Origin of the sequence: Nocardia sp. NPDC050630, assembly GCF_044457245.1 — a bacterium.
In the GTDB taxonomy this organism is placed as follows: Bacteria; Actinomycetota; Actinomycetes; order Mycobacteriales; family Mycobacteriaceae; genus Nocardia.
Window position 1 is genome coordinate 49,091 of record NZ_JBITGN010000024.1, and the last position, 24,819, is coordinate 73,909.

Here is a 24,819-nt window from a genome sequence, read left to right on the forward strand (position 1 = left end):
ACGAACCGCGAGCGCGCACACGCAGTGATTCTTACCGGAATTGATCGACAAGGTGTCGTGCACCACTGGATACCGAAGACTCGCACCCGCAAATGCGGTCTTCGGCGATTCGGCAAACCGCGCGAACAACTGGCGGTACGGAGTGATTCATACTGCCGGGTCGGTGCGCGATGAGCCCCGGTAGGTGTGAGGCGCTGAACTCGGTAGGTGTGAGGCGCTGGACTTGGTAGGTGTGAGGCGCTGGACTTGGTAGGTGTGAGGCGCTGGACTTGGTAGGTGTGAGGCGCTGGACTTGGTAGGTGTGAGGCGCTGGACTTGGCGGGTGTGAGGCGCTGGACTTGGCGGGTGTGAGGCGCTGGACTTGGCGGGTGTGAGGCGCTGGACTTGGCGGGTGTCAGGCGCTGGACTTGGCAAGTGTCAGGCGCTAAAACGGCAGGTGTCAGGCGCTGAACTCGGGTGCATGGTCTTCGAGCCAGGTAGTGAAGGCTCGGGCAGGATGGGACGTGAGAGTGGTAACTGTATCGGTGATCGGGGTGGGAACGCCGTCGCAGCGGCGCCAGTAATCGAGCAGTCCGTCGGCGTAGCGGGCGGGGATGAATTCGGCCATCTCCTGTTTCCATGCGTCCGGGGTTACGTGGGCAATGGTCGCGGTGCGGCCGATGACCTCGGTGACCAGCTCGATCTGCGCGGTGAACGTCAAGGTCTGTGGACCGGTGAGGGTGTAGACACCACCGCGATGGTCCGGTTTCGTGAGCAGCGCATGGGCGCACTCGGCGACGTCGCGTTCGTGGATCGGATCGGTGTAGGCGTTGGGATAGGGGAGGCTGACCGGGCGGTCGGCTTTGATCGCGAACGACCAGCCGCGGGCATTGCTCGCGAAGGCACCGGGACGCAGCACGGAGACGGTCATCGGTGCGTCGGCGAGTCCGAGCTCGGCGTCGAGGTGGGACTTGGCGACTGGATTGGTGACCGCAGCCGGGTCGAGCACTGCGGACGAGGACAGCAATACGATGTGATCGACTCCGGCTTTGGTTGCGGCGGAAACGAATTCGGTGCTGCACTCGGGCTCGGCGTACAGGAATACCGAGGTGACGCCGTCGAGTGCGGCTGCGAAGGTGGCTGGATCCCGCAGGTCGCATGCGACGGCGGGTACTCCGGTGGGAAGCTGCTCGGGGCGTTGGGAGCCGATGCGGACGGCATAGCCGTCGGCGCGAAGCAGGGACGAGAGATTGGTGGCGACCGCGCCGCGGCCTCCGGTAATGAGAATCATGAGAATTCCTCGGGTTGAAGATGGTTCAGTGCTGCTGGTCGGCTTGGTCACGGCACGGCAGCGACCGCACTTCGAGGCCACATAGGTCGGTTTCGCCGGAAGTTGACCAAATCGGTCCGCATCCTCCGGCCAGGCCGAGGGCCGGAATCACGGCCGATAGCGTCTCCGTCCGGCACTCGACTTCGGTAGCTGGACGTGGCGGTCTGCTGCGGACAAGCGAACATTGATCGTTACGAATTCTGTTTGCTCGAGAAAACTAGCTAACGAACGGTGTTCGTGTCAAACAATGTTCGTTGGGGCGTATGCTCCGGAATATGAGCGCCGCACCCATCAGCCGCCGGGCCCGTCCTGCGAAGGCACCCCTGAGCCGTGAGGTCATCATCGAAACCGGCCTGCGCATCCTCGATCGCGATGGCTTGGCCGCCCTCACCATGCGCCGCGTCGCGCAGGACCTCGATACCGGCGCGGCCTCGCTCTATGTCTACGTCGCAAACCGTGATGACCTGATGGCCGCGATGCTCGACCAAGTGTTGGGCACGGTGCCCGAGCCGACGGGCGGCACCTGGCGCGAGCGCTTGGCGACGCTGGTCGAGACGACCGTTGACGCGATGTCTAAACACGAGGGACTCGCACTGGTCGCGCTCGGTTCGATACCGACGAGCCCGAACGCCCTGCTGATCGTGGAGCGGCTACTTGCCTTGCTCGCCGAGGGCGGCGTGGACCCGCAGACCAACTCCTGGGCCGTCGACCTGATCTACCTGCACATATCCGCGCAGGCCGTGGAACAGAGCGCGTACAACACCAAGGACACCAACGAGCAGGACTATCTCGCCGAGGTCGCCCGGCACTTCGCCGAACTACCGGCCGACCGATATCCGACGCTGGTGGCGATGCGCGAACAGATGCTGGCGGGTGGCGGCGACGATCGGTCGCGCTGGGCGCTGCGTGCGCTGGTCAACGGCATCCTGGCGACCCCGGTCGAATGAGTGCCGTGGGAGAATCATCCATGCGGATGATTCGACCGGCGGTCGAGGACGACCTGCCGATACTGCAAGATATCGAACGCGTGGCGGGCAAACCATTCGCCGAAATCGGCATGATGGCCGTTGCCGATGACGATCCGCCGTCACTGGATTCACTCCGGGAATTCCAGCGGGCGGGCCGCGCCTGGATCTTTCCCGATGAAGCGGGCCGCCCGATCGGCTATCTGGTCCTGGGGATCGTCGACGGTAACGCCCATATCGACCAGGTCTCGGTGGATCCGGATCATGCGGGCAAGCGGATCGGCAAACGACTCATCGACCATGCCGTGCGCTGGGCGAAAGCCCAGGGGATGCAGGCGATCACGCTGACCACCTTCATCGATGTGGCCTGGAACGGCCCGTACTACGAACGCCTCGGTTTCCGCTTTCTGACCCCAGCCGAGGAGACGGCGGAACTACGCGAAATCCGGGCAGCCGAGGCCGCGCACGGCCTCGACCTCTGGCCGCGCGCCGCCATGCGCGCCGAACTCGACACCTGGCAACTGGACTGAGCTAATGCTGCCGCGCGAAGGCGGCCTCCGCCGCGGGCATGGCCGCCGCGCGGTCCTCGGGGACGAGACCGATCCGGGTGCGGCGGTCAAGCAGGTCATCGGTGTCGAGGGCGCCTTCGTGGGTGATCGCGAAGGCGAATTCGGCTGCGGTGACGTCGATTCCGGGCGCAACCGGTTCGGCAAGCGCAGAGTTCCGGTCAGCCGGTCCGAGTACGGCCGCGGATTCGCTGCCGTAGCGCTCGATCATTACGGTCGGGGCGTTGATGTGATCGCGAGCGGCACCGGAGACCGCGCCAACCAACGGAAGTCGCTTGGTTCGACACGGCCCAGCGGTGAGGTCGCCGTGCGCGATCGCGGCATCGACGGCGTCCTCGGCCATCTGGCGGTAGGTGGTGAGTTTGCCCCCGACAACGGTGGTAACGCCGGTGGGGGAACGCAACACCGCGTGCTGACGGGAGATATCCGCTGTGCTGTTGTCCGCGGTCCTCAGCAGCGGACGCAGTCCGGCGTAGCTGCCGCGAATATCGTTGCGGGTCAGTGGCTCTCGGAGTGCGGTGTTGATGGTGTCGAGCAGAAAATCGATTTCGGCTTCGGTGGGTTTCGGTTCGTCGGGAACCGGGCCGGGAGCGTCCTCATCGGTGAGACCGAGATACACCCGGCCGTGCGCGGCTGGGAAGGCGAAGACGAACCGGCTGGTGCTGCCGGGTACGGGGACGGTCAGCGAAGCGGTCAGTCCGCCGAATGATGCGGCATCGAAAACGAGATGGGTGCCGCGGCTCGGACGCAGTTCGATGCTCGAGTCGACCTGATCGGCCCAGACGCCGGTGGCATTGATGACCGTGCGGGTCCGGACGGTCATGGTTTCGCCGGTCAGGGTGTCGCGCAGGGTGGCCGAATCACCGGTCACATCAAGGGCTTCCACGCGAGTGAGGATCGTTGCACCTTGGGCGGCGGCCGTGCGCGCCAGCGCGACTACCAGGCGTGCATCGTCCACCAGCTGTCCGTCCCAGGCCTGCAGGCCACCGCGCAATCCATCGCGACGCACGGTCGGCGCCAACCGCAGCGCCTCGGCGGCTGCGACCCGACGTGAACGTGGCAGTGTCGCAGGAGAAGTGCCCGCACTGCGGCGCAGAACGTCTCCGGCAACGAATCCCGCACGGATCAAACTCCGTTGCGTGATACCGATTTCCGGGAGCAGCGGTACCAGCTGCGGCAGGGGGCGAACAAGATGCGGTGCGGTAATGGTGATCAGAATCCCACGCTCGACCGCGCTTTCGTGGGCGATGCCGACCTGCCCGCTGGCCAGATATCGCAGACCGCCGTGGACCAGTTTCGAACTCCAGCGGCTTGTGCCGAATGCCAGATCGTGACGCTCCACCAATACGGTTCGCAGCCCGCGCGTGGCGGCATCGAGCGCGGCACCGGCGCCGGTCACGCCGCCGCCGATCACCAACACGTCGATGTCGGCGCCGTCGCCGAGCAGTTGCAGTTCACGGTTTCGGCGTCCGGCGTTCAGCGCGGAATTGCCGTTGGATTCAGCCGAATTCGCAGTCATTACAATCCTTTTTCGGTGCCGGACGAATCGCCGGTGCTGAGGCATTCGGGCTTCGCTTCTAGACGGGAGACAGGTAACCGTCGATCGCGCGGGCCAACTCGGTATCCAGCGCCGCCCCGCCCAGCAACGGCGCGACCGTACCGGCCGACTGCACCGCCGACTGCGCGATGAGCAGCAGCATGGTCGCCATTTGCTCCGGCTCGCCTGGGCGAATCGTGCCGTCCCGGTGGCCTTCTCGGATGCTCGCAGTGAACAGCTCGATCAGCGCGCGCTGGTTGCGCCCGAGGCGGCCGAAGACATAGGTGAGCATCAGATCGGTATCTGTGCGAAAGATCTTGCCGAACAACGGATTCGAACGAACCGTCGCCGCACCCGCGACCACGCCCTCGACCAGCCGGGTGCGCGCATCGCCTGACGCGGGCATGGAATCGGCGACGATCGCGCGCAGTTCGCGCACCAGCAGTTCGGCCACCAACGATCCGGTATCGGGCCAGCGTCGGTAGACGGTGGGTCTGCTGACACCGGCGCGGCGGGCGACTTCGGTGAGTGTGGTGCGGCGCACCCCGAACTCCTCCACGCAGGCCCTGGCCGCATCGAGGATCGCGAGGTCGGTAGCCGCGGGCGCGTCATCGGGGGCGGAGGTCATCGGGTATCACCACCGTATGTCGGCGGCACCGAAGTGCCGGAAAACGGATGTCTGGTCGTTACTGCTTGACAGTCTATGTCAAACTGTAACGTATGGTCGAGACGCAACAGCACACCGGCGAAATCGGACTGTCCGAGACCGGTGCGCGCGCAAACCCGGGCGAGCCTCCGAATGCGGCGGGTATGGTTTGGGACGCCTGGGGCATCCCCGCCGGACACAAGCCGCTCTCGGCTTCGATTCGGAACCTGTTGACGCAGGTGTTCGGAGTGTCCGGTGACCCGGTGGCGCGCCGCGATGAGGGCGATGTGCCGCTACGCGAGTCGACGCTGACGCCGACTCAACGGGACGGGTTGGTCGCGGTGGTCGGCGTGGGCAGCATTTCGGTCGACCACCACGATCGTCTGCTGCACGCGGGCGGTAAGAGCACCCCCGACCTGCTGCGCCGCCGTACCGATGGTCCGCAGGACACCCCCGATGCCGTCGTCTTCCCCGCCGATCATGAGCAGGTGCTCGCGGTGCTCGGCTATTGCGCCGACAATGCCATCGCGGTCGTGCCCTTCGGTGGCGGTACCAGCGTGGTGGGTGGCGTCGATCCGGTCCGCGGTCGGTTCGATACCGTCATCGCGCTGGATCTGCGCCGTCTGGACGGTATTTCGGAAATCGACCCGATCAGCGGCACCGCCACGCTCGGCGCGGGACTCACCGGTCCCAAGGCCGAGGAACTCCTTGCGGCACATGGACTTTCGCTCGGCCACGTGCCGCAGAGCTTCGAATTCGCCAGCATCGGCGGATTCGCAGCCACCCGGTCCTCGGGGCAGGCGTCGGCGGGCTACGGCCGCTTCGACGACATGGTCCAGCATCTCAAGATCGCGACACCCAGCGGCACCATCGAGCTCGGCCGCGCGCCCGCCTCCGCCGCGGGGCCGGACCTGCGTGAACTGTTCGTCGGGTCGGAGGGCACACTCGGCGTGATCACCGAGGTCACGTTGCGAGTGCATCCGGTACCCGAAACCATCGGCTACCAGGCGTGGTCCTTTCCGGATTTCGAAACCGGCGCTGCCGCATTGCGTTCGGTAGTGCAGGCGGGTGCCGCACCTACGGTGCTGCGGTTGTCCGACGAAGTCGAATCCGGCGTGAACCTGGCGCGCTCGGCCGATATCGGCGGCGAGGCAGTGGCCGGTTGTCTGGCCATCACCACCTTCGAAGGCACTCGGGCGCACGTCGCGGCCCGCAGCGCCGAGGCGGGCGCATTGCTCGCGGCGGCGGGCGGGACCGCGCTGGGACAGACCCCGGCCCAGGAATGGGAGCGCGGGCGTTTCGCCGCACCCTATATGCGCGATGCACTGCTCGATCTCGGTGTGCTCTGCGAAACCCTCGAAACCGCGACCACCTGGTCGAATCTGGCCGTGGTCAAGGCGAAGGTGACCGCGGCACTGACGGATTCACTCGAACGGCAGGGCACCCCGCCGCTGGTCATGTGCCATATTTCGCACACCTATCCGACCGGAGCCTCGCTGTACTTCACCGTGATCGCCAAGCAGTTGGACGATCCGATCGCCCAGTGGCATATCGCGAAACGTGCCGTCGGTGATGCGATCGTTGCCGCGGGCGGCACCATCACCCACCATCATGCGGTCGGCACCGACCATCGCCCCTGGATTCCGGAGGAGATCGGTGATCTGGGCGTGCGGGTACTGCGGGCGGTGAAGCGGGAATTGGACCCCGCTGGCATCCTCAACCCCGGAAAGCTCGTCCCGTGATACAGAATTCGCGTCCGGTGCGGGCGCTCACCGTGGTGACCAACCCGCAGTCCGGTGTCGGCAGAGGTCACGAGTTGGCCGCGGCCGCGCTGGCGCGTTTCGCCGCGCAGGGCGTCGAAGTCACCGAGGTGCGCGCACCATCGGCCGCCGAATCCGTACGTCAGGTGCGCGATTCGATCACCGGCAGTACCAAGCCGGACGCGGTGGTCTGCATCGGTGGCGACGGATTGATGAATATCGTGCTGGAAGCCATCGCGCAGACCGGTGTGCCGCTCGGCCTGATCCCCGCGGGCACCGGCAACGATCTCGCGCGTGAAATCGGCGTGCCCACCGACGATCCCGTGGCGGCAGCGGACCTGATCCTCGACGGGCGTACCCGCGCCATCGACCTCGGTCGCATCGAATCGCCGTCGCCCGGATTCACACCCAAGTGGTTCGCCACCGTGACCGGTACCGGATTCGATGCACGAGTCACCTTGCGCGCCAATGACATGCGCTGGCCCAAGGGTCCACTGCGCTACACCTTCGCGGCCCTGACCGAGATCTCCGGCCGCTTCACCGTGCCGTACCGGATCGAGCTGTCCGGTATCGTGCCCGGTGCCCTCGACAATCCCGATGCCGACACTGTCATCGAGACCGACGCCGTCATGGTGGCCGTCGGCAATACCCGCACCTATGGCGGCGGCATGCGAGTCTGCCCGGACGCGGTAATGGACGATGGGCTACTGGACCTGACCGTTGTGGGTGCGGTTTCGCGCCTGGATATGCTGCGCCTGCTGCCCGCTCTGTCGGCGGGTAGACGAATCGATCACCCGAAATCCAAGCAGTATCGCGTCGCCCAGGTGACCCTCACTGCTCCGGGCGCTCCCGCTACCGCCGACGGCGAACCTGCGGGCACTCTCCCTGTCAGCCTCCGCGCGGTCCCCGGCGCGCTCACCGTGCTGGTCCCCTCGAGCCGCGAAACCGACCCGGCGTAGGTGGTGATGATGGTTCAGTCGAGCTTCCCAGCCGACCCGATAAGACAACCGGGAAACCCTGATTCCGAGTCTCGGCTGCCTGGGTGGCAGACGCGCCGTCAGGGCCGGAAAAGGTGCCGTCGCGGAAACCGCGTAATGAACCCGTCAAGAAGCTGAGAATTGGTTGTGGATTCCGAGTTCGGGCCCGTTTCGCCGGTAAGCTCCACGTGTGGGCGGAGTCTTCGGTGTCCCTCATCCACCGAAGACCCCGCCTTTTCTCTGCGCTAGCCCTTTTAGGAGCTCAGCGGGCACCACCACTAGAATGCCGGGGTGACCAGCGCAACCCCTGACAACCCGCGTAATCGTGCCGATGCCCTCCCCAAGAGCTGGGTTCCCAGCCAGGTGGAGGCTGAGATGTACGAGCGCTGGGTAGCGGCTGGTTACTTCGCCGCCGATCCCGCCAGCGACAAGCCCGGTTACTCGATCGTGCTGCCCCCGCCGAACGTCACCGGCAGCCTGCATATGGGCCACGCGCTCGACCACACCCTGATGGACACCCTCTCGCGCCGCAAGCGGATGCAGGGTTATGAGGTGCTGTGGCTGCCGGGCATGGACCACGCGGGCATCGCCACCCAGACCATCGTGGAGAAGCAACTCGCGGTCGACGGCAAGACCAAGGAAGACTTCGGCCGCGAACTGTTCATCGACAAGGTCTGGGACTGGAAGCGCGAATCCGGCGGACAGATCCAGTGGCAGATGCGTGCGCTCGGCGACGGCGTGGACTGGAGCCGCGACCGCTTCACCATGGACGACGGGCTCTCGCGGGCCGTGCAGACCATCTTCAAGCGCCTATACGACGCGGGCCTGATCTACCGGGCCGAGCGCCTGGTCAACTGGTCGCCGGAGTTGCGCACCGCCATCTCCGATATCGAGGTCAAATTCGAGGATGTCGAGGGCGAGCTGATTTCGCTGCGCTACGGCTCGCTCAATGACGATGAGCCGCATGTGATCGTGGCCACCACCCGGGTGGAGACCATGCTCGGCGATACCGCGGTCGCGGTGCATCCGGAGGATCCGCGCTACCAGGATCTGATCGGTAGCACCCTCGAGCATCCGATCACCGGACGCCGGATTCCGATCATCGCCGACGACTACGTCGATCCAGAATTCGGTACCGGCGCAGTGAAGATCACGCCCGCACACGACCCCAACGACTTCGAGATGGGCCTGCGGCACAACCTGCCCATGCCGAACATCATGGACGAGCGCGCCCGGATTACCGGCACCGGAACCGAATTCGACGGTATGGACCGGTTCGAGGCGCGGGTCAAGGTGCGCGAGCGGCTCGCCGCCGAGGGCCGGATCGCCGCCGAGAAGCGGCCGTATCTGCACAGCGTCGGACATTCCGAGCGCAGCGGCGAGGCGATCGAACCGCGGCTTTCGATGCAGTGGTGGGTCAAGGTGGAATCGCTGGCCAAGGCCGCCGGTGACGCGGTCCGCAACGGCGACACCGTGATTCACCCGACCAGCCAGGAACCGCGCTGGTTCGAATGGGTCGACAATATGCACGACTGGTGCATCTCGCGCCAGCTCTGGTGGGGTCACCGCATCCCGATCTGGTACGGCCCCGAGGGCGAGGTGGTCTGCGTCGGTCCGGATGAGACCGCCCCCGAGGGCTGGGTGCAGGATCCGGATGTGCTCGACACCTGGTTCTCCTCCGGGCTGTGGCCCTTCTCCACCATGGGCTGGCCGGATTCCACCGAGGAGCTCCAGAAGTTCTATCCGACAAGCGTGCTCGTCACCGGTTACGACATCCTGTTCTTCTGGGTGGCCCGGATGATGATGTTCGGCACCTTCGTCTCCGACGACCACGTGCTCACCGCGGGCAAGGGCGGTGCGAGGCAGGTGCCGTTCAAGGATGTGTTCCTGCACGGCCTGATTCGCGATCAGTACGGCAAGAAGATGTCCAAATCGCGCGGCAACGGTATCGACCCGCTGGACTGGATCAACTCCTACGGCGCGGACGCGCTGCGCTTCACCCTGGCGCGCGGTGCGCAGCCAGGAGGTGACCTGTCGGTCGGCGAATCGCATGCCCTCGCCTCGCGCAGCTTCGTGACGAAGCTGTTCAACGCCACCAAGTTCGCACTCATGAACGGTGCGCAGCCGGGCACGCTGCCCGATCGCGCCGAACTCACCGACGCCGACCGCTGGATCATCGATCGGCTCGAACAGGTTCGCGCCGAGGTGGATTCGGCCTTCGACGCCTACGAATTCGGCAAGGCGTGCGAGGCGCTGTACCACTTCGCCTGGGACGAGCTGTGCGACTGGTATCTGGAACTGTCCAAGGTGCAGTTCGCCGCCGGTGGTTCGCGCGCCGAGTCGACCAGCATCGTGCTCGGCAATGTGCTCGATGCGGTGCTTCGGCTGCTGCATCCGGTCATCCCGTTCGTCACCGAATCGCTGTGGCGGGCATTGACCGGCCGCGAATCAGTCGTCATCGCCACTTGGCCGCAGGCCACCGGTGTGGCCACCGATGTGACCGCCGCACAACGTATTTCGGACGCGCAGCGCCTGATCACCGAGATCCGCCGCTTCCGTAGTGATCAGGGGCTGGCCGATAAGCAGAAGGTGGCGGCCAAGCTGATCGGGCTGGACACCGCCGGCCTCACCGAACTGCACGATTCGGTGACCAACCTGGCCCGGCTCACCGAGCCCGGCGCCGAATTCGCCGCGACCGCATCGGTCGAGGTGCGCCTGAGCGGGTCAACGGTGACGGTCGAACTCGACACCTCCGGCGCGGTTGACCTGGATGCCGAACGCCGTCGCCTGGAAAAGGACCTCGCCGCCGCGGAGAAGGAATTGGCGACCACCACAGCCAAACTCGGTAATGAGGCCTTCCTGGCGAAGGCGCCGGACCAGGTGGTCGACAAGATCAAGGGACGTCGCGATGTCGCCGAGGCCGAGGTCGCGCGCATCGGCGCCCGGCTCGCGGAACTGAGCGGCAAGTGAACGCCGAACCGGAACCGCAGTACGCCGACGACGAGGAGCCGAAGCGGCGGCTCGGCTCCGGCCCGTCCCCGGTGGACCTGGCCGAAATGGCATTGGTCGAGGCGGAATTGGACCGGCGCTGGCCGGAGACCAAGATCGAGCCGTCGTTGTCCCGTATCGCGACGCTGATGGATCTGCTGGGCTCACCCCAGCAGAGCTACCCGGCCATCCACATCGCGGGCACCAATGGCAAGACCTCGGTGACTCGGATGATCGATGCGCTGCTCACCGCGCTGCATCGGCGCACCGGCCGGATCACCAGCCCGCATCTGCAGCTGGCAACCGAGCGGATCAGCATCGACAACATGCCGATCACCCCGGCCAGGTACGTGGAGACCTACCGCGAACTGCTGCCCTATATCGAGATGATCGATAAGCAGTCCGCGGCCGCCGACGGTCCGGCCATGAGCAAGTTCGAGGTCCTCACCGGCATGGCCTACGCCGCCTTCTCGGAGGCGCCGGTGGATGTCGCGGTGGTCGAGACCGGTATGGGCGGGCGCTGGGACGCGACCAATGTCATCGACGGACAGGTCGCGGTGATCACCCCGATCGGTCTGGACCACACCGATTTTCTCGGCGACGATCTCGCATCCATCGCGGGGGAGAAGGCCGGGATCATCAAACGCGCCCCGGACAGCCTGGTGCCGCGCGATACCGTCGCCATCATCGCCGAGCAGGAACCCGAGGCGATGGATGTGCTGCTGCGCAGGGCTGTCGAGGTCGATGCCGCGGTGGCGCGCGAGGGCTCGGAGTTCCGGGTGGTGGCCCGCCAGATAGCGGTCGGCGGCCAGCAGCTCGAATTGCAGGGCCTCGGTGGGATTTACGACGAAATCTTCCTGCCACTGCACGGTGAGCACCAGGCCCACAATGCGGTGCTCGCACTGGCCGCGGTCGAGGCGTTCTTCGGTGCCGGAGCGGATCGGCAGCTCGATATCGAAGCGGTGCGCGCCGGTTTTGCGAGTGTCACCAGCCCGGGGCGGATGGAGCGGATGCGCAATGCCCCGACCATCTTCATCGATGCCGCGCACAATCCGGCGGGCGCGCGGGCGTTGGCCGCGACGCTGACCGCCGAATTCGACTTCCGCAAGCTGGTCGGTGTCGTCGCAGTGCTCGGTGATAAGGACGTGGCGGGCATACTGGACGCGCTGGAGTCGGTATTCGACGAGATCGTGGTCACCACCAATGGTTCGCCGCGCGCCATGGATGTCGAACGCCTCGCCAATCTCGCGGTGCAGCGTTTCGGCGACGAACGCGTGGTCATCGCCGAGACCCTGCCCGATGCGTTGGAAACGGCCATTGCCATTGCCGAGGAGGTCGGCGATGCGGGCGAGATGGTTTCCGGTGCTGGCGTGGTGGTGACCGGATCGGTGGTCACCGCGGGCGCGGCGCGCGCCCTGTTCGGGAAGGACCCGGCATGAGCGAAAGCAGTGCGCGAATCATGTGCCAGTGCGCATCGGCGTATGCCGGAGCCGAGCGCCAGCGAGGCGCAGGCACGAGCCGTGCGGTCCGGGCGCGGCAGCATGCGTAGGCATATGGGACCCACGGATGCCGAGAAGGAGACAGCGTGACCGAGTCAACCGGCGACGCCGCCGAGCCCGAGCGGGCCGACGGCGAGCCGCAGGTCCCCCCACCTGCCACCGACCCGTGGAAGGGGCTGCGCGGTGTCATGGCGGGCACGCTGATCCTCGAGGCGATCACGGTGCTGCTCGCACTGCCCGTGGTCGGGTCGGTCGGCGGCGGTATCGGCTGGTTCTCCGGCAGCTACCTGGTCGTCCTCGCGCTGGTGATGATCCTCGGCGCCGGACTGCAACGCCGACCATGGGCCATCCCGTTCAACCTGGGGTTGCAGGTGCTGCTGATCCTCGGCGTCTTCGTGCACTTGTCCATCGGCGTGATGGGCGTCTTCTTCGCCGTCGTCTGGGGCTTCATCCTGGTGCTGCGCGCCGACGTCAAGCGCCGAATGGAACTCGGCCTGCTGCCGAGTCAACGCATCCAGGGCTCTTCCTAGCCGTCGGTTCGGTAACCCGGGGTATCGCCTATTAGGCTGAGCGCCGTGACTGAGCAGACGTTGGTACTCATCAAGCCGGACGGTGTGGCCCGTGGCCTCGTCGGTGAGGTGCTGGCCCGGATCGAGCGCAAGGGCCTGAAGATCGCGGCCCTGGAGCTGAAGCAGGTATCCGACGAGTTGGCGCGCGGGCACTACGCCGAACACGCCGAGAAGCCGTTCTTCGGGTCCTTGATCGAGTTCATCACCTCCGGCCCGGTCGTCGCGGCCATTCTGGAGGGTCCGCGCGCCATTGCGGCCTTCCGACAGATCGCCGGCGGCACCGACCCGGTCGAGAAGGCCGTCCCCGGCAGCATTCGCGGAGACTTCGCACTGGAGACCCAGGAGAACCTGGTGCACGGCTCCGATTCGCCCGAATCGGCCAAGCGGGAAATCGCGCTCTGGTTTCCCGAGTTCCCGGCCTGATATTGGGCCTGAGGCGTGAGCTGCGGAACAGACAGCACAGCCGGCGTCGCGGCGGGACTTGGCCGAGCGGCAGCGAGGCGAAGTCGTGCGGCGATGGCGAGGCGTCGCCGCACTGTGTGGGATACTGGCTGTGGTTGCTGACGATGCCGACTGTTCGCGCAGGTACGCGGACGATCGGTGCCGGACGGTAACCGGATGACACTGCGGTTCGATGCCGATCATCGCTGCTACGAACAGCTGGCCCGTTGCTGGGCCGGAGGTTCGCGTCGGCACGCTGGATGAGCGCTCGCGCCGTGGAGTTCAGCCAACAGCCAGGCGCCGCGTGACCAGTTAGCCCGACGACGAATAAAATGGTGTTAACCGGGCATGCGGGGCGAGACCACTTGACCTTGCGCCAACCGCGTGAGGTGAACGGACAGTGCCCCCGCGTCGGCCGCGTCACTCCTGCCAGGAGGGACGCGCCCGGGGACCCGAGGAGACTTCGTGGCCGATCAAGAGCCGCTGACAACAACATCACAGGATGCCGAACAATTGCCGGAGCGAATCCGAGTTCACGCGCTTGCCAAGCGGCTGGGAGTGACCAGCAAACGCATCCTGGCCAAGCTCGCCGAGTTGGGTGCCGACGCACGTAGTGCGCAATCGAATGTCGACCGAGCGGTAGCGGAATCTGTCCGCGACGCGCTCGGCACGGTGGAACCCGGGGCCGTCGAGCCCGAGGCCGCCGAGCAGGAACCGACTGCGGCCGAGCCCGAGCCGGTGGCAGCCGAGCCGGCGCCGGGGCCCGAGGCGGTTGCTGCCGCGCCCGAGCCGGGCCTCATCTTCTCCAGACCGGACCAGGCGATAGATCAGTCCGGATCGCTGCCATCGGGAGAGCAGCCTGCGGCGCATCAGCCATCGGTGCAGCTGTTCACCCATTCGGTTCCGCCGGAGCCGCATGTCGCGACCCCGGTCGTCTTCGAGGCCGCGGCCTCGGTCGCCGCGCCGCTGTTCCTATCGCCGGACGCCGCGGCCGCCGAGGAAGCGCGTCGGCGGCGCCGGGCCGAGCGCGAAAGCCGTCGCGTCGAGGAGACCGCGGTCGAAACCGTCGAGGAAGAGACCGAAACCACCGAGGACGAGTCGACCGAACAGCAGGGCGAGGCGGATCAGCCGCGTCGTCGTCGGCGTGGCCGTCGCGGTCGGGGTCGGGGCCGAGGCGAGCAGCACGCCGACGCCGACGCCGATGGTGAGGACACCGAAGCCACCGACGAGAGCGCCGAGGACGAGCAGGCCGCCGTCAAGAGCGAGGCCGAAGCCGACGCCGGCGACGACACCGAAACCGAGGACGACGAATCCGATGTGCCGGAGGGTTCGAGCCGCCGTCGCCGTCGCCGTCGTCGCCGCAAGGTGGCCGGCGAAGGCGCCGATAGCGAGAGCGTCTCCGAGGACGATCCGCCGAATACCGTCGTGCACGAGCGTGAGCCGCGCAATAAGAGCCGCAGCCGCGCCACCGTCGACGAGGTGCAGGGCATCACCGGCTCCACCCGGCTCGAGGCCAAGCGGCAGCGTCGGCGTGACGGTCGCGAGGCCGGTCGCCGTCGTCCGCCGATCCTGACCGAGTCTGAATTCCTGGCCCGCCGCGAGGCGGTGGACCGGGTCATGGTCGTACGCGAGAAGACCTTCTCGGAGCACCCGACCGCGACCCAGGTCGCGGTGCTCGAGGACAACATCCTGGTCGAGCACTTCGTCACCAATACCGGCTCGGCGTCGATGGTCGGCAATGTCTACCTCGGCAAGGTGCAGAATGTGCTGCCCTCGATGGAGGCGGCCTTCGTCGATATCGGCCGGGGCCGCAACGGTGTGCTCTATGCCGGTGAGGTGAACTGGGAGGCCGCCGGTCTCGGCGGTAAGGAGCGCAAGATCGAGCAGGCGCTCAAGCCTGGCGATCAGGTGCTGGTGCAGGTCTCCAAGGATCCGGTCGGGCACAAGGGCGCCCGGCTGACCACCCAGATCAGCCTGGCCGGCCGCTTCCTGGTCTACGTGCCGGGCGGTTCGTCCACCGGTATCAGCCGCAAGTTGCCCGATACCGAGCGCAAGCGGCTCAAGGAGATCCTGCGCGATATCGTGCCCGCCGACGCCGGAGTGATCATCCGCACCGCGTCCGAGGGGGTCAGCGAGACCGAATTGGCGCGCGATGTGGAGCGGTTGCAGGCGACCTGGCGCACCATCGAGAAGGCCGCCGAGGTCAAGGACAACGGCTCGCCCAAGACGCTGTACGAAGAGCCGGACCTGTTGGTCAAGGTCATCCGCGACCTGTTCAACGAGGACTTCTCCAAGCTGGTCATCGAGGGTGAGCGGTCCTGGAGCACCGTCGAGAACTACATCCGCACGGTCGCGCCGGACATGCTCGCCCGGGTCTCCCGGCACGAAAACAACGGTGCCGACGTCTTCGAGACCTACCGGATCGATGAGCAGCTCGCCAAGGCGCTCGATCGCAAGGTGTGGCTGCCCTCGGGCGGCACCCTGGTGATCGACCGGACCGAGGCGATGACCGTCATCGACGTCAATACCGGCAAATTCACCGGTGCGGGCGGCAGCAATCTGGAAGAGACGGTCACCAGGAACAACCTGGAGGCGGCCGAGGAGATCGTGCGCCAGATGCGGCTGCGCGATATCGGCGGCATGATCGTCGTCGACTTCATCGATATGGTGCTGGAGTCGAACCGGGATCTGGTGTTGCGCAGGCTGACCGAGGCATTGGGCCGCGACCGCACCCGCCACCAGGTCTCCGAGGTGACCTCGCTCGGCCTGGTGCAGATGACCCGCAAGAAGCTGGGCACCGGCCTGGTCGAGGCGTTCTCGTCGACCTGTGAGCATTGCCACGGTCGGGGCATCCTCGTGCACACCTACCCGGTGGAGCTCACCGGCGCCGAGGACAGTGCGCGCGGTGCTCGCGAGACCGGGTCGCGGCGGCGCCGTGGCCGGGACAAGGGTGCGGCGGCGAGTGCGCCTGCCGCGGCGAGCAATGGCACCGCGCATGTCGTCGAAGACGAGGCGGAGATCGCGGTCAAGCGGGCGCATCCGGTCGCGTTGGCGATGGCGGCGCATCAGTCGGAGGAGCCGGCGCACGCGGAGGATGTCGAGGACGTTGTCGCCGCAAGCGATGAGGTCGTAGTTTCCGATTCCGTTGCCGCGGTCGCCGAGGAAGTCGCGGAGGCGGTAGCCGAGGAAGTCGCGGAAGCCGAAACCGAGGACGTGGCAGAGGTGGCCGAAGAGGCCGTCGAGCCCCCATCCGGGGAAGCCGCGGGGGTGGGCGACGAGGCTGTCGAGCCCGTATCTGTCGTTGCGCCGGTCGGGGCCGGGGTTTCGACGCCCGTGGCGGATGAACCCGCTGAGCCTGCGGCAGAGCCGGTTGCGGCATCGGCCAACGGTGTGCCCGCATCCGCATCCCGTACGACCGGCCGCAGACGTCGCGTCGCGCGTTCGGCTGCCGCACCGGCGGCCGATAGCACCGGTGCGGTGTTCGTGCTGCCGACGGCGGATCAGGGGGCCGCGGAGCCCGTTGTCGACTACACCGCGGATGTGCCGGTCGTGGTGCCGACGCGCAAGCCACGCCGCCGGGCCGTCGGTCGTCCGGCCGGACCGCCGGTGGACGACGCGAACTAACTGCCACGATCCGAAAACCTGGGACCCCCGCCGCATTCCGCGACGGGGGTCCTGTCTTACCCGGGCACCGGTTTGGTCGGGGTGGTACCCGTCCTGTAATCTTGGACAGTCGCTGCCCGGCGACAGCGCTTATCCGCGCTGTATTCGTGACTCGGCTCGAAGCCGAGAGCCATCAGGTTGCTGAGGCGGCGGTGACTACCAGACCAGAGTGCTGTGGTTTCCAGCCGGAGTCATCCGGGCGGGAGCACGCAGCCGCGCGAGCACTAGCCGCGCGCATTACAGGAAGAAGGGCAGCCGACCGATGGCAACGTACGCGATCGTCAAGACCGGCGGAAAGCAGTACAAGGTCGCGGTCGGTGACCTGGTGAAGGTCGAGAAGATCGAGGGTGCGCCGGGTTCGTCCGTGGCGCTGGCCCCGGTCCTCGTGGTGAATGGCGCCGAGCTGACCACCGATGCGGACAAGCTGGCCAAGGTTTCGGTGGCCGCTGAGGTCGTCGAGCACACCAAGGGCCCGAAGATCCGCATCCACAAGTTCAAGAACAAGACCGGCTACCACAAGCGTCAGGGTCATCGCCAGCCGCTGACGGTCCTCAAGGTCACCGGCATCAAGTAAGCCTCCGCGCTTTCTCGAATTACTTCACAGGAGTTCAGAAATGGCACATAAGAAGGGTGCATCCAGCTCCCGCAACGGGCGCGACTCGAACGCCCAGCGACTCGGCGTCAAGCGTTTCGGCGGCCAGGCCGTGTCGGCGGGCGAGATCCTGGTTCGCCAGCGTGGCACGCACTTCCACCCGGGTGTGCTCGTCGGCCGTGGCGGCGACGACACCTTGTTCGCCTTGGCGGCGGGCAAGGTCGAGTTCGGCACCAAGCGTGGCCGCAAGACCGTCAACATCGTGGTTCCGGAGCCGGCCGAGGCCTGACCGCCTCTTTAGCCATTCCGGAGAAGCTGAGCGGGTCAGGGTGCATTCCCTGGCCCGCTTTTCGCGTTCTCGAAAGATCGCGTTCCCACAACTCTGACCACCGAGGAGGATGATTCGGACATGTCCAAATTCATCGACCGTGTCGTATTGCACGTGCGTGCGGGCAAGGGTGGTCACGGCTGCGCCTCCGTGCGCCGCGAGAAGTTCATGCCGCTCGGCGGACCGGACGGCGGCAATGGCGGGCGCGGCGGGGATGTGATCCTCGAGGTCGACCCGAATGTGCACACCCTGCTGGACTTCCATTTCCATCCGCACGCCAAGGCGAGCAACGGCAAGCCAGGTGAGGGCAGTAACCGCGACGGTAAGCAGGGCACCGATCTGGTGCTTAAGGTGCCCGACGGCACCGTGGTGCTCGACGACGGCAAGGTAGTCGTCGATTTGGTCGGTTCGGGCAATAAGTTCATCGTGGCCCGTGGCGGCCGCGGCGGACTCGGCAATGCCGCGCTGGCCTCCAAGGCGCGCAAGGCGCCCGGTTTCGCGCTGCTCGGCGAGGACGGTGAGGAGGGCGATCTCGTCCTCGAGCTGAAGTCCGTCGCCGATGTGGGCCTGGTCGGATTCCCGTCGGCCGGTAAGTCTTCGCTGGTGTCTGTGCTTTCGGCTGCGAAGCCGAAGATCGCTGACTACCCGTTCACCACGCTGGTGCCCAATCTCGGTGTGGTCTCCAGCGGTGACACAACCTTCACCATCGCGGATGTGCCCGGTCTGATTCCCGGTGCGAGCGACGGGCGTGGGCTCGGGCTGGATTTCCTGCGGCATCTGGAGCGCTGCGCGGTGCTCGCGCATGTTGTGGACTGCGCGACGTTGGAGCCCGGACGCGATCCGGTCTCCGATGTCGACGCGCTCGAGGCCGAACTCGCCGCCTACAAACCGGCTCTGGATGCCGATACCGGGCTCGGTGATCTGGCCGATCGGCCGCGCGTGGTGATCCTGAACAAGGTCGATGTGCCCGATGCCGCCGAGTTGGCGGAGATGGTCACGCCCGAATTCACCGCCCGTGGCTGGCCGGTCTTCGAGATTTCGGCAGTGAGTCGAGCGGGCCTGCGTCCCTTGACCTTTGCGCTCGCCGAGATGGTCGAGCAGTACCGGACCGCGCATCCGAAGGCCGCCCCGAAGCGTCCGGTAATCCGCCCGATCGCGGTGAACGAGACCGGCTTCAGCGTGATCGCCGATCCCGAGGAGCCCGGCGGCTTCATCGTGCGCGGGCCGCAGCCGGAGCGCTGGGTGCGCCAGACCCAGTTCGACAACGACGAGGCCGTCGGTTACCTCGCCGACCGTCTGGCACGCCTCGGCGTCGAAGAGGAGCTGGTGAAGCAGGGCGCCGAACCCGGTGCGCCGGTCACCATCGGCGATGTCACCTTCGAATGGGAGCCACAGATCTCCGCGGGTATCGATATGGTGCCCACTGGCCGCGGCACCGATATCCGCTTGGAGCAGAACGACCGGATCAGCGCCGCCGAACGCAAACATGCCTCCCGGGTGCGCCGCGGACTGGTCAAGGACGACGAGGAATAACGTGGACGCCGTGGGCCTGTGGTGTGCGCCGGGATCTGGCACGGCGTTTCGGCGAGCGCTGCGGTTCGGTTCGACCGTTGGGCGAGCATCGGAATTTGTTGGCGGCCAGTGTGTTCGGCGTGCAATGCTGCGCCCGACAGTCGCGGCGGGTTCGGTTGGGCTGGCAGGTACGACGAGTTCGGCTGAATCGGCTGGTGCGGTGCGGTCGACTGGTGCGCGACGGTTGGCGGCTCTGGTGCGGTGGGTTGGTGCGGCTTCCGCTGGTGTTGTGCGATTAGCTGGTGCGGTGTCGGCTGATTCGGCGGCGTCGACTGATGCTTTGCGGTCGGTTGGCGGCGCGGCGGCTGATTGGGCGGCGTCAACTGATGCTTTGCGGTCGGTTCGTGCGGCGGAGGCGGTTGGAGCGGCCGGTAATGCGGGGGCGGTCGAATCGATGGGTTCTGTTGCGGTACAGGGAGTTCGGTTGCGATGCATGTGAGTTCGGGGATGGCCGAGGTGATGTCGCAGTCCGGGTTGAGTGAGGCCAGGACGGCGATTGCTTCGGCGCGCAGTGTGGTAGTGAAGATCGGGTCTTCGGCGCTGACCAGCCTCCAGGGCGGGTTGGATATGGCGCGGCTGGATCGGCTTGCCGATGCGGTGGAGGCGCGGATGCGGGCCGGATCCGATGTGGTCGTCGTGTCTTCCGGTGCGATCGGCGCCGGTCTCGCGCCGCTCGGATTGACCACTCGCCCAAGGGATTTGGCTACCAAGCAGGCCGCCGCAAGCGTCGGCCAGTTGGCGTTGGCGCATGCATGGGGCGCCTCGTTCGCGCGGTTCGGGCGCACGGTCGGGCAGGTGTTGTTGAGCGCCGACGACTTCTCGCGCCGGGAACATCACCGCAATGCCCAGCGCACCCTGGATCGGTTGCGCTCGCTCGGTGCGGTTGCCGTCGTGAACGAAAACGATACCGTCGCAACCGAAGAGATCCGCTTCGGCGATAACGACCGGCTCGCCGCACTGGTCGCCCATCTGGTCGGCGCGGACGCGCTGGTGCTGCTCTCCGATGTCGAGGGCCTATACGACGGTGACCCGCGCAAGGGTGCCGCCAACTTCATCCCCGAGGTCCGCAGCAGCGCCGACCTCGACGGCGTCATCGCGGGCAGCGGCGGCGCACTCGGTACCGGCGGCATGGCCTCCAAACTCTCCGCGGCCCGGCTGGCCGCCGACGCGGGCGTGCCCGTCCTGCTGGCGGCCGCTACCGAGGCCGATATCGCGCTGAGCGCGGGCACCGTCGGCACCGCCTTCGCCGCTCGCCCGGTTCGCCTCTCCGCCCGCAAATTCTGGGTCCGCCACGCCGCCGACAGCCGTGGCGCCATTCTCATCGATGACGGCGCCGTCCAAGCCGTCGCCCAGCGCCGCCGCTCCCTGCTCGCCGCAGGCATAACCGGCGTCCGCGGCCGCTTCCACGGCGGTGACGTAGTCGACCTCATCGCCCCCGACAACCGCATAGTCGCCCGAGGCGTAGTCGAATACGACAGCACCGAACTCTCCGGAATGCTCGGGCGCTCCACCACCGAACTCCCGGACACCATGCAACGCCCGGTAATACACGCCGACGACCTGGTCAAGGTTTAGCGTCTGCCGCCGAGATCGCCTCCGGCGGATTCGCCTTCCGCATCGTCCTGCGGCAACCGGACCGTAGTGATGTCGGTGCGCGCGAAGTCGTTGCCTTTGAAGGCAGAGGTTCGCCACTCACCTTCGACAATGCATAGGAGAAGCAGTCGCCGTAGGTCAGGGCGGCGGCCGTATGCCATCTTTTGCCGTATTCTCGCCAGGCCAGTCGCGCCAGATATGCGTGTGCCGGATGTACCGCGACGAGGTCGACTGCGGCCCGATGCAGCCATAGGTCCAGTTCGCGTACACCGGCATCGCCTAATCAGCCTTCGATGACGATCGAGATCTCCAGACACGTTGCCGTGGACATCAAACGGCCGGGTTCTGCTTCGATAGCTGCCTCGAAACGGTCCGCTTCGGATTCGTCGTTCAGCATGGTGAAGCCTGTGGAGGTGTCGATAACCATCAGGTCGGCAGGCCGTGCTCGTCGTATCCGATGATCTCGTCCGGGCTGCCGCTTATCGATCACCGGCAGCGCGGCGCATCGGCGACGAATCGCCGCGAGTTCGTTGCTGAGCGGGACGGTACGGGCTCGGCCGGTTTCGCGCGCGAGCCGTTCGCGTAGTGCGATGACGACGGCCTCGGTCAAAGTTTCGCCGGTTCGCGCCGCCAGCTCCCGCGCCAGCCTATCGCCTTCCGGATGCTCAGGGCCGTCTCATGGTTCTAGACGAATGGTAGGAATCTGGACAGCGATCTGTTTGTCGAGACTAGTCGGATTCGTGCCTATCGGGAGCTACTCATCGCTGGCCGCTGTCTGCGGTTGGGATGACGCCAGGTTGGTTGCTCGTTGGTGGGGGTTTGGAGGGGCCGGTTTGGTCGGGGATGGGGCCGGTGATGCCTGGTTGGCCGCCGGGGTCGGGGAGGGAAGGGGTTGGTGCTGATGGGGCCGGGGGTGCGGGTGGGGGTGCCTGTTGGGTTGGGGGTGCGGGAGGTTGAGGCTCCTGCGTTGGGGGCGGAGGGGGAGTTTGCTGGGTTGATGGTTCCGGTGTTGGGGCGGGCTGCGGCTGTGGGGACGGATTGGGCTGTGGAGTCTGGGACTCCGGTGTCGGGGGCGCTGGGTTTGGTTGCGGCGCTGGAGATTCCGGCATGGTTGGTACCGGTGAGTCGGGGGCGGGTTGAGGGAGCGGAGGCGGGATGGGCTGTGGTGCCTGGGAATCTGGGGTTCCGGGGGCGGGGGTGGTGGGTGCTGTTGTCGTCGGGTCCGGAGTTGGTTGCGGTGCTGGGGTTTCGGGCGTGGAGGGTGTCGGTGCGCCGGGGGCCGGTGTTGTCGGGTCCGGAGTTGGTTGCGGTGCTGAAGATTCCGGTGTGGAGGGCACCGGTGCCGGGCTGGGTGCTGGTGTTGGGCCCGGAGTTGGTTGTGGTGCTGGGGTTTCGGGTGTGGAGGTTGTCGGTGTGCCGGGAGTCGGTGTCGTTGGGTTCGGAGTTGGTTGCGGTGCTGAGGATTCCGGCGCAGACGGCGCTGGTGTCGGTGACGGGCTGCTGGGTCCCGGGCTGGTTTGCGGTGCTTGGGATTCCGGCGTGGAGGGTGCCGGAGTGCCCGGGGCTGGGGTGGATTGAGGTTTTTCCGGAGCGGGGTTCGGCTGTGGTGCTTGGGATTCCGGGGTGGGGAATGACGGCTCGGTTCCCGGGACCTGCGCGCCGGGCTGGGTTGGTTCGGTGGGGGGCGAATGCCGGGGTGCTGACGGTGTCGCGCCCGATGTGCCCGGTAATGCGGGTGGGCTGGGGAGGGCGGGGACGGCGGTGCCCGCCATTCGGTAGGCGGGTTTGTAGATCATGTTCATGGCGAGAACGGCTTCTTGGCGCATTGCCTCTTCTGCCATTTGCGCATTGATCACGTGGGCGGCTTCGAGCAGTCGGGCGATGGTGCCGATCGGGCCCGAATTGCCTGGTGGCACCACGGCGATCTTCACGGCTTCGGCCGCCGCGGCCACGGCTCCCAGTCGGGTGCCGACCTGCCCCACGATCGCGGCGAGTTCATCGACGGAGTCGGCATAGCTGCGTGCACTCGCATAGGCGGCTTCGGCGGCGGCGCCCTCCCAGGCCATCGAATTCATGACTCGATCGGAGCCGGCCCTGGTCAGTGGAAACGAACTGGCCAGCGTCCCTGCGACTTCCAGCCACGTCACGGATGCGTTGAGGATCTGCGCGGCATCGATCTGCTGGGTCTTGGCGTAGATCTCCTCATGCTTCATCGACTCGAAATGCTCCATCGAGCTGATGTAGTCGGGATCATTACCACTCATCGCCGCGCCTCACTGACGATCGCCTCCGCCATTCGCGTAGCGCGTTGTGTCATACCTTGCTGACCGGGCGTCCGAGAGCCGGCCCGCGCGGATGCCTCACGCACGCTCGCCCATGCGTTCCGGGCCGCGTGCTGTGCCTTGGGTCGCGCGCCGGGCGTCCGATAGTTGTTCTGCGTGCAGGTTTCGTTGGCGTTCGCTGATGCGTTCTGTGTGGCGTGCTGTGCCTTGGGTCGCGCGCCGGGCGTCCGATAGTCGTTCTGCACGCAGGCATTGCTGGCGTTCGCCCACGCGTTCCATGCGGCACGCTGTGTACCGAGCCCACCGGGCACCCGACAACCGCCTTGGGCGGAATCACCGGAGCTCATCGTGGCATCCGCGTTTCGATCGCCCGCAGTGCCGCGGCATTCGCCGCATCGGCCTCCTCGAACAGCCCGCCGCTGATCAGGAAGGCCTCCTTCATGCGATAGGCGGCTTCGATGTAGTGGTCGAGCAGGGTGGCGGCGTCGCGGGCCTTGTGGGCGAATCCGGCCTGTAATTGCTGTGCGGAGACGAATCCGCCGAAGCCGTCCAGTTCGCCCGCCGATTCGAGGCGTTGGCGTAGATAGATGAGCCGGTCGGCTTGATTTTCGTACATTTCGGCGCAACGTCGCGCCGCGTCCGGGTCAAACTTGACGGTGCCCGCCTGTGCCTCCTGTTTGAAGCGGGCGATATCGGCTCGGCTGCTCTCGATCGTCATGCACCACACCCCCGGGGATCGGTCGGTCCGCCTCAGACTAACCGTTGGCCATGCCTCCGGATGAAATAGTCCGGGTCGGTTACGGCTTATCGGGCCTGCGTGGGAATACGTTTCTGCAGCTGCGTCGCGAGTTGCTCGGCCGAGGCCGGCACGATGTGCACGGTATCGCCCGCCTTGATCAAATAGCGCCCGTCGCCCTTGACATCGATCCAGGTGTAGTGGATCGGCGGCTGCGGCGCGGGCTGGTCCAGTCGCCCCTCGATCCGGAAATGTCCCTCGGCGGTATGCGGCTTGAGCAGCAGCCGCCGGATCGACGGCACCGCCCGCTGCGCTACGACCACCGTCTCGCCGTCGCGGATCGCTTCGGCCGATGCCGCCCGCGCCGGTTCGTGTCCGGCCGGGACCGCGGGCAGCAATGCGGCTATCCGGGCGCCGAGTTTGGCGCTGAGCCCGATCGAAAGTCGGATGCGCCCACCAAAATCCGGTCCGGAACCGGGTTCCTGGATAGCGAGGACGGCGCGGTCGTAGATCGCACAGGCCAGCAGCCGGATCTCGGTGCCGGGACTGTGCCCGCCGCCGATCGCCACGATCCTGGTCTGCGGTGCCGCCATGATGCGCAGGCACGCCGATAGGTCCGGATCGCTGCGCGGCGGTAGTCGCTCCTCCAATTGGGCGCGCAATTTATCGGCTTCGGATTCGGTTCGCGGCGTCTCGAGAATGCGCAGCGGATACGGGTGACGGTCCACTTCGGTTTCGCGCCAGATATGGGCGAACTCGTCCGGGGTGAAGGTCCAACCCACGCCGAATCACTCCT

21 protein-coding genes and 1 pseudogene are annotated in these 24,819 nt (G+C 66.6%); 13 read left to right on the forward strand and 9 right to left on the reverse strand.

The annotated features are described in order from the left end of the window. Positions 1-439: 439 nt before the first annotated feature. Positions 440-1,270 carry an SDR family oxidoreductase gene (locus ACIBG0_RS36525; RefSeq protein WP_397039158.1) on the reverse strand — a complete coding sequence of 277 codons (831 nt, stop codon included), beginning with the start codon at positions 1,268-1,270 and terminating at the stop codon, positions 440-442. A gap of 314 nt (positions 1,271-1,584) precedes the next feature. Here ACIBG0_RS36525 and ACIBG0_RS36530 point away from each other — a divergent pair, with 314 nt between their 5' ends. Together ACIBG0_RS36530 and ACIBG0_RS36535 are read left to right on the forward strand one after the other, a co-directional pair. Continuing rightward, complete coding sequence (locus ACIBG0_RS36530; RefSeq protein WP_397039160.1) at positions 1,585-2,256, forward strand: TetR/AcrR family transcriptional regulator; 672 nt, start codon at positions 1,585-1,587, stop codon at positions 2,254-2,256. A gap of 5 nt (positions 2,257-2,261) precedes the next feature. After that, a complete protein-coding gene (locus tag ACIBG0_RS36535) occupies positions 2,262-2,804 on the forward strand; it encodes a GNAT family N-acetyltransferase (RefSeq protein ID WP_397039163.1) in 543 nt (180 codons plus the stop codon). A gap of 1 nt (position 2,805) precedes the next feature. Here the strand turns inward: ACIBG0_RS36535 and ACIBG0_RS36540 are convergent, their stop codons facing one another. Both ACIBG0_RS36540 and ACIBG0_RS36545 read right to left on the reverse strand, forming a co-directional pair. Further along, positions 2,806-4,359, reverse strand: coding sequence for a glycerol-3-phosphate dehydrogenase/oxidase (locus tag ACIBG0_RS36540; protein WP_397039165.1), 1,554 nt, complete (start codon positions 4,357-4,359; stop codon positions 2,806-2,808). A 58-nt stretch (positions 4,360-4,417) separates the two neighbouring features. Then, positions 4,418-5,005, reverse strand: coding sequence for a TetR/AcrR family transcriptional regulator (locus tag ACIBG0_RS36545; protein ID WP_397039168.1), 588 nt, complete (start codon positions 5,003-5,005; stop codon positions 4,418-4,420). A 182-nt stretch (positions 5,006-5,187) separates the two neighbouring features. Between ACIBG0_RS36545 and ACIBG0_RS36550 the strand changes: the two genes are divergently transcribed. From ACIBG0_RS36550 to proB, 11 genes are all read left to right on the forward strand, one after another. Continuing rightward, on the forward strand, positions 5,188-6,765 hold the full coding sequence (locus ACIBG0_RS36550) for an FAD-binding oxidoreductase (RefSeq protein ID WP_397039263.1): 1,578 nt from the start codon (positions 5,188-5,190) through the stop codon (positions 6,763-6,765). Next, positions 6,762-7,742, forward strand: coding sequence for a YegS/Rv2252/BmrU family lipid kinase (locus ACIBG0_RS36555; protein ID WP_397039170.1), 981 nt, complete (start codon positions 6,762-6,764; stop codon positions 7,740-7,742). The genes ACIBG0_RS36550 and ACIBG0_RS36555 overlap by 4 nt, the downstream gene beginning before the upstream one ends. Before the next feature lie 309 nt (positions 7,743-8,051). Further along, entirely contained in the window at positions 8,052-10,730 is a 2,679-nt protein-coding gene (locus ACIBG0_RS36560) for a valine--tRNA ligase (protein ID WP_397039172.1), read from the forward strand. 86 nt (positions 10,731-10,816) lie between these two features. Then, on the forward strand, positions 10,817-12,187 hold the full coding sequence (locus ACIBG0_RS36565) for a bifunctional folylpolyglutamate synthase/dihydrofolate synthase (RefSeq protein ID WP_397039266.1): 1,371 nt from the start codon (positions 10,817-10,819) through the stop codon (positions 12,185-12,187). Between the two features lie 248 nt (positions 12,188-12,435). Then, on the forward strand, positions 12,436-12,777 hold the full coding sequence (locus ACIBG0_RS36570) for a DUF4233 domain-containing protein (RefSeq protein ID WP_397039269.1): 342 nt from the start codon (positions 12,436-12,438) through the stop codon (positions 12,775-12,777). A 45-nt stretch (positions 12,778-12,822) separates the two neighbouring features. Then, the gene (gene ndk, locus ACIBG0_RS36575) at positions 12,823-13,239 is read left to right on the forward strand and encodes a nucleoside-diphosphate kinase (protein ID WP_040687718.1); all 417 of its coding nucleotides are present in this window, start codon (positions 12,823-12,825) and stop codon (positions 13,237-13,239) included. 483 nt (positions 13,240-13,722) lie between these two features. Further along, the gene (locus tag ACIBG0_RS36580; protein WP_397039175.1) at positions 13,723-16,881 is read left to right on the forward strand and encodes a translation initiation factor IF-2 N-terminal domain-containing protein; all 3,159 of its coding nucleotides are present in this window, start codon (positions 13,723-13,725) and stop codon (positions 16,879-16,881) included. Between the two features lie 301 nt (positions 16,882-17,182). Then, positions 17,183-17,494 carry a 50S ribosomal protein L21 gene (gene rplU / locus ACIBG0_RS36585; RefSeq protein ID WP_040687720.1) on the forward strand — a complete coding sequence of 104 codons (312 nt, stop codon included), beginning with the start codon at positions 17,183-17,185 and terminating at the stop codon, positions 17,492-17,494. 40 nt (positions 17,495-17,534) lie between these two features. Next, positions 17,535-17,801, forward strand: coding sequence for a 50S ribosomal protein L27 (gene rpmA / locus ACIBG0_RS36590; protein ID WP_364501315.1), 267 nt, complete (start codon positions 17,535-17,537; stop codon positions 17,799-17,801). Positions 17,802-17,921: 120 nt separating this feature from the next. Next, complete coding sequence (obgE, locus tag ACIBG0_RS36595) at positions 17,922-19,373, forward strand: GTPase ObgE (RefSeq protein ID WP_397039179.1); 1,452 nt, start codon at positions 17,922-17,924, stop codon at positions 19,371-19,373. Between the two features lie 498 nt (positions 19,374-19,871). Then, complete coding sequence (proB, locus tag ACIBG0_RS36600; RefSeq protein ID WP_397039272.1) at positions 19,872-20,987, forward strand: glutamate 5-kinase; 1,116 nt, start codon at positions 19,872-19,874, stop codon at positions 20,985-20,987. 301 nt (positions 20,988-21,288) lie between these two features. Here proB and ACIBG0_RS36605 read toward each other — a convergent pair whose 3' ends face one another. The 6 genes and pseudogenes from ACIBG0_RS36605 to ACIBG0_RS36630 all read right to left on the reverse strand — a co-directional run bounded on the left by ACIBG0_RS36605 (position 21,289) and on the right by ACIBG0_RS36630 (position 24,805). After that, positions 21,289-21,432, reverse strand: a complete 144-nt coding sequence (locus ACIBG0_RS36605) for a type II toxin-antitoxin system VapC family toxin (protein ID WP_397039182.1) — start codon at positions 21,430-21,432, stop codon at positions 21,289-21,291. Next, positions 21,432-21,651: pseudogene (locus ACIBG0_RS36610) on the reverse strand (type II toxin-antitoxin system VapB family antitoxin). The gene ACIBG0_RS36605 and the pseudogene ACIBG0_RS36610 overlap by 1 nt, the downstream one beginning before the upstream one ends. A gap of 112 nt (positions 21,652-21,763) precedes the next feature. Further along, the gene (locus ACIBG0_RS36615; protein WP_397039184.1) at positions 21,764-23,269 is read right to left on the reverse strand and encodes a hypothetical protein; all 1,506 of its coding nucleotides are present in this window, start codon (positions 23,267-23,269) and stop codon (positions 21,764-21,766) included. After that, positions 23,266-23,634 (reverse strand): hypothetical protein, encoded by a 369-nt coding sequence (locus ACIBG0_RS36620; protein WP_397039187.1) that lies wholly within the window; start codon positions 23,632-23,634, stop codon positions 23,266-23,268. The genes ACIBG0_RS36615 and ACIBG0_RS36620 overlap by 4 nt, the downstream gene beginning before the upstream one ends. Further along, positions 23,631-24,005, reverse strand: coding sequence for a hypothetical protein (locus tag ACIBG0_RS36625; RefSeq protein ID WP_397039189.1), 375 nt, complete (start codon positions 24,003-24,005; stop codon positions 23,631-23,633). Before ACIBG0_RS36625 ends, ACIBG0_RS36620 begins: the two co-directional genes overlap by 4 nt. Positions 24,006-24,091: 86 nt before the next feature. Beyond that, positions 24,092-24,805 (reverse strand): ESX secretion-associated protein EspG, encoded by a 714-nt coding sequence (locus tag ACIBG0_RS36630; RefSeq protein ID WP_397039192.1) that lies wholly within the window; start codon positions 24,803-24,805, stop codon positions 24,092-24,094. Positions 24,806-24,819 lie beyond the last annotated feature (14 nt).

What these genes read in the sequence shown, in the direction of transcription:
- ACIBG0_RS36525 (WP_397039158.1), bottom strand. Translation starts at nt 1,270, where the DNA reads ATGATTCTCATTACCGGAGGCCGCGGCGCGGTCGCCACCAATCTCTCG.
- ACIBG0_RS36530 (WP_397039160.1), top strand. Translation starts at nt 1,585, where the DNA reads ATGAGCGCCGCACCCATCAGCCGCCGGGCCCGTCCTGCGAAGGCACCC.
- ACIBG0_RS36540 (WP_397039165.1), bottom strand. Translation starts at nt 4,359, where the DNA reads ATGACTGCGAATTCGGCTGAATCCAACGGCAATTCCGCGCTGAACGCC.
- ACIBG0_RS36545 (WP_397039168.1), bottom strand. Translation starts at nt 5,005, where the DNA reads ATGACCTCCGCCCCCGATGACGCGCCCGCGGCTACCGACCTCGCGATC.
- ACIBG0_RS36550 (WP_397039263.1), top strand. Translation starts at nt 5,188, where the DNA reads ATGGTTTGGGACGCCTGGGGCATCCCCGCCGGACACAAGCCGCTCTCG.
- ACIBG0_RS36565 (WP_397039266.1), top strand. Translation starts at nt 10,817, where the DNA reads ATGGCATTGGTCGAGGCGGAATTGGACCGGCGCTGGCCGGAGACCAAG.
- ACIBG0_RS36570 (WP_397039269.1), top strand. Translation starts at nt 12,436, where the DNA reads ATGGCGGGCACGCTGATCCTCGAGGCGATCACGGTGCTGCTCGCACTG.
- rplU (WP_040687720.1), top strand. Translation starts at nt 17,183, where the DNA reads ATGGCAACGTACGCGATCGTCAAGACCGGCGGAAAGCAGTACAAGGTC.
- rpmA (WP_364501315.1), top strand. Translation starts at nt 17,535, where the DNA reads ATGGCACATAAGAAGGGTGCATCCAGCTCCCGCAACGGGCGCGACTCG.
- obgE (WP_397039179.1), top strand. Translation starts at nt 17,922, where the DNA reads ATGTCCAAATTCATCGACCGTGTCGTATTGCACGTGCGTGCGGGCAAG.
- proB (WP_397039272.1), top strand. Translation starts at nt 19,872, where the DNA reads ATGTCGCAGTCCGGGTTGAGTGAGGCCAGGACGGCGATTGCTTCGGCG.
- ACIBG0_RS36605 (WP_397039182.1), bottom strand. Translation starts at nt 21,432, where the DNA reads ATGGTTATCGACACCTCCACAGGCTTCACCATGCTGAACGACGAATCC.
- ACIBG0_RS36615 (WP_397039184.1), bottom strand. Translation starts at nt 23,269, where the DNA reads ATGAGTGGTAATGATCCCGACTACATCAGCTCGATGGAGCATTTCGAG.
- ACIBG0_RS36620 (WP_397039187.1), bottom strand. Translation starts at nt 23,634, where the DNA reads ATGAGCTCCGGTGATTCCGCCCAAGGCGGTTGTCGGGTGCCCGGTGGG.
- ACIBG0_RS36625 (WP_397039189.1), bottom strand. Translation starts at nt 24,005, where the DNA reads ATGACGATCGAGAGCAGCCGAGCCGATATCGCCCGCTTCAAACAGGAG.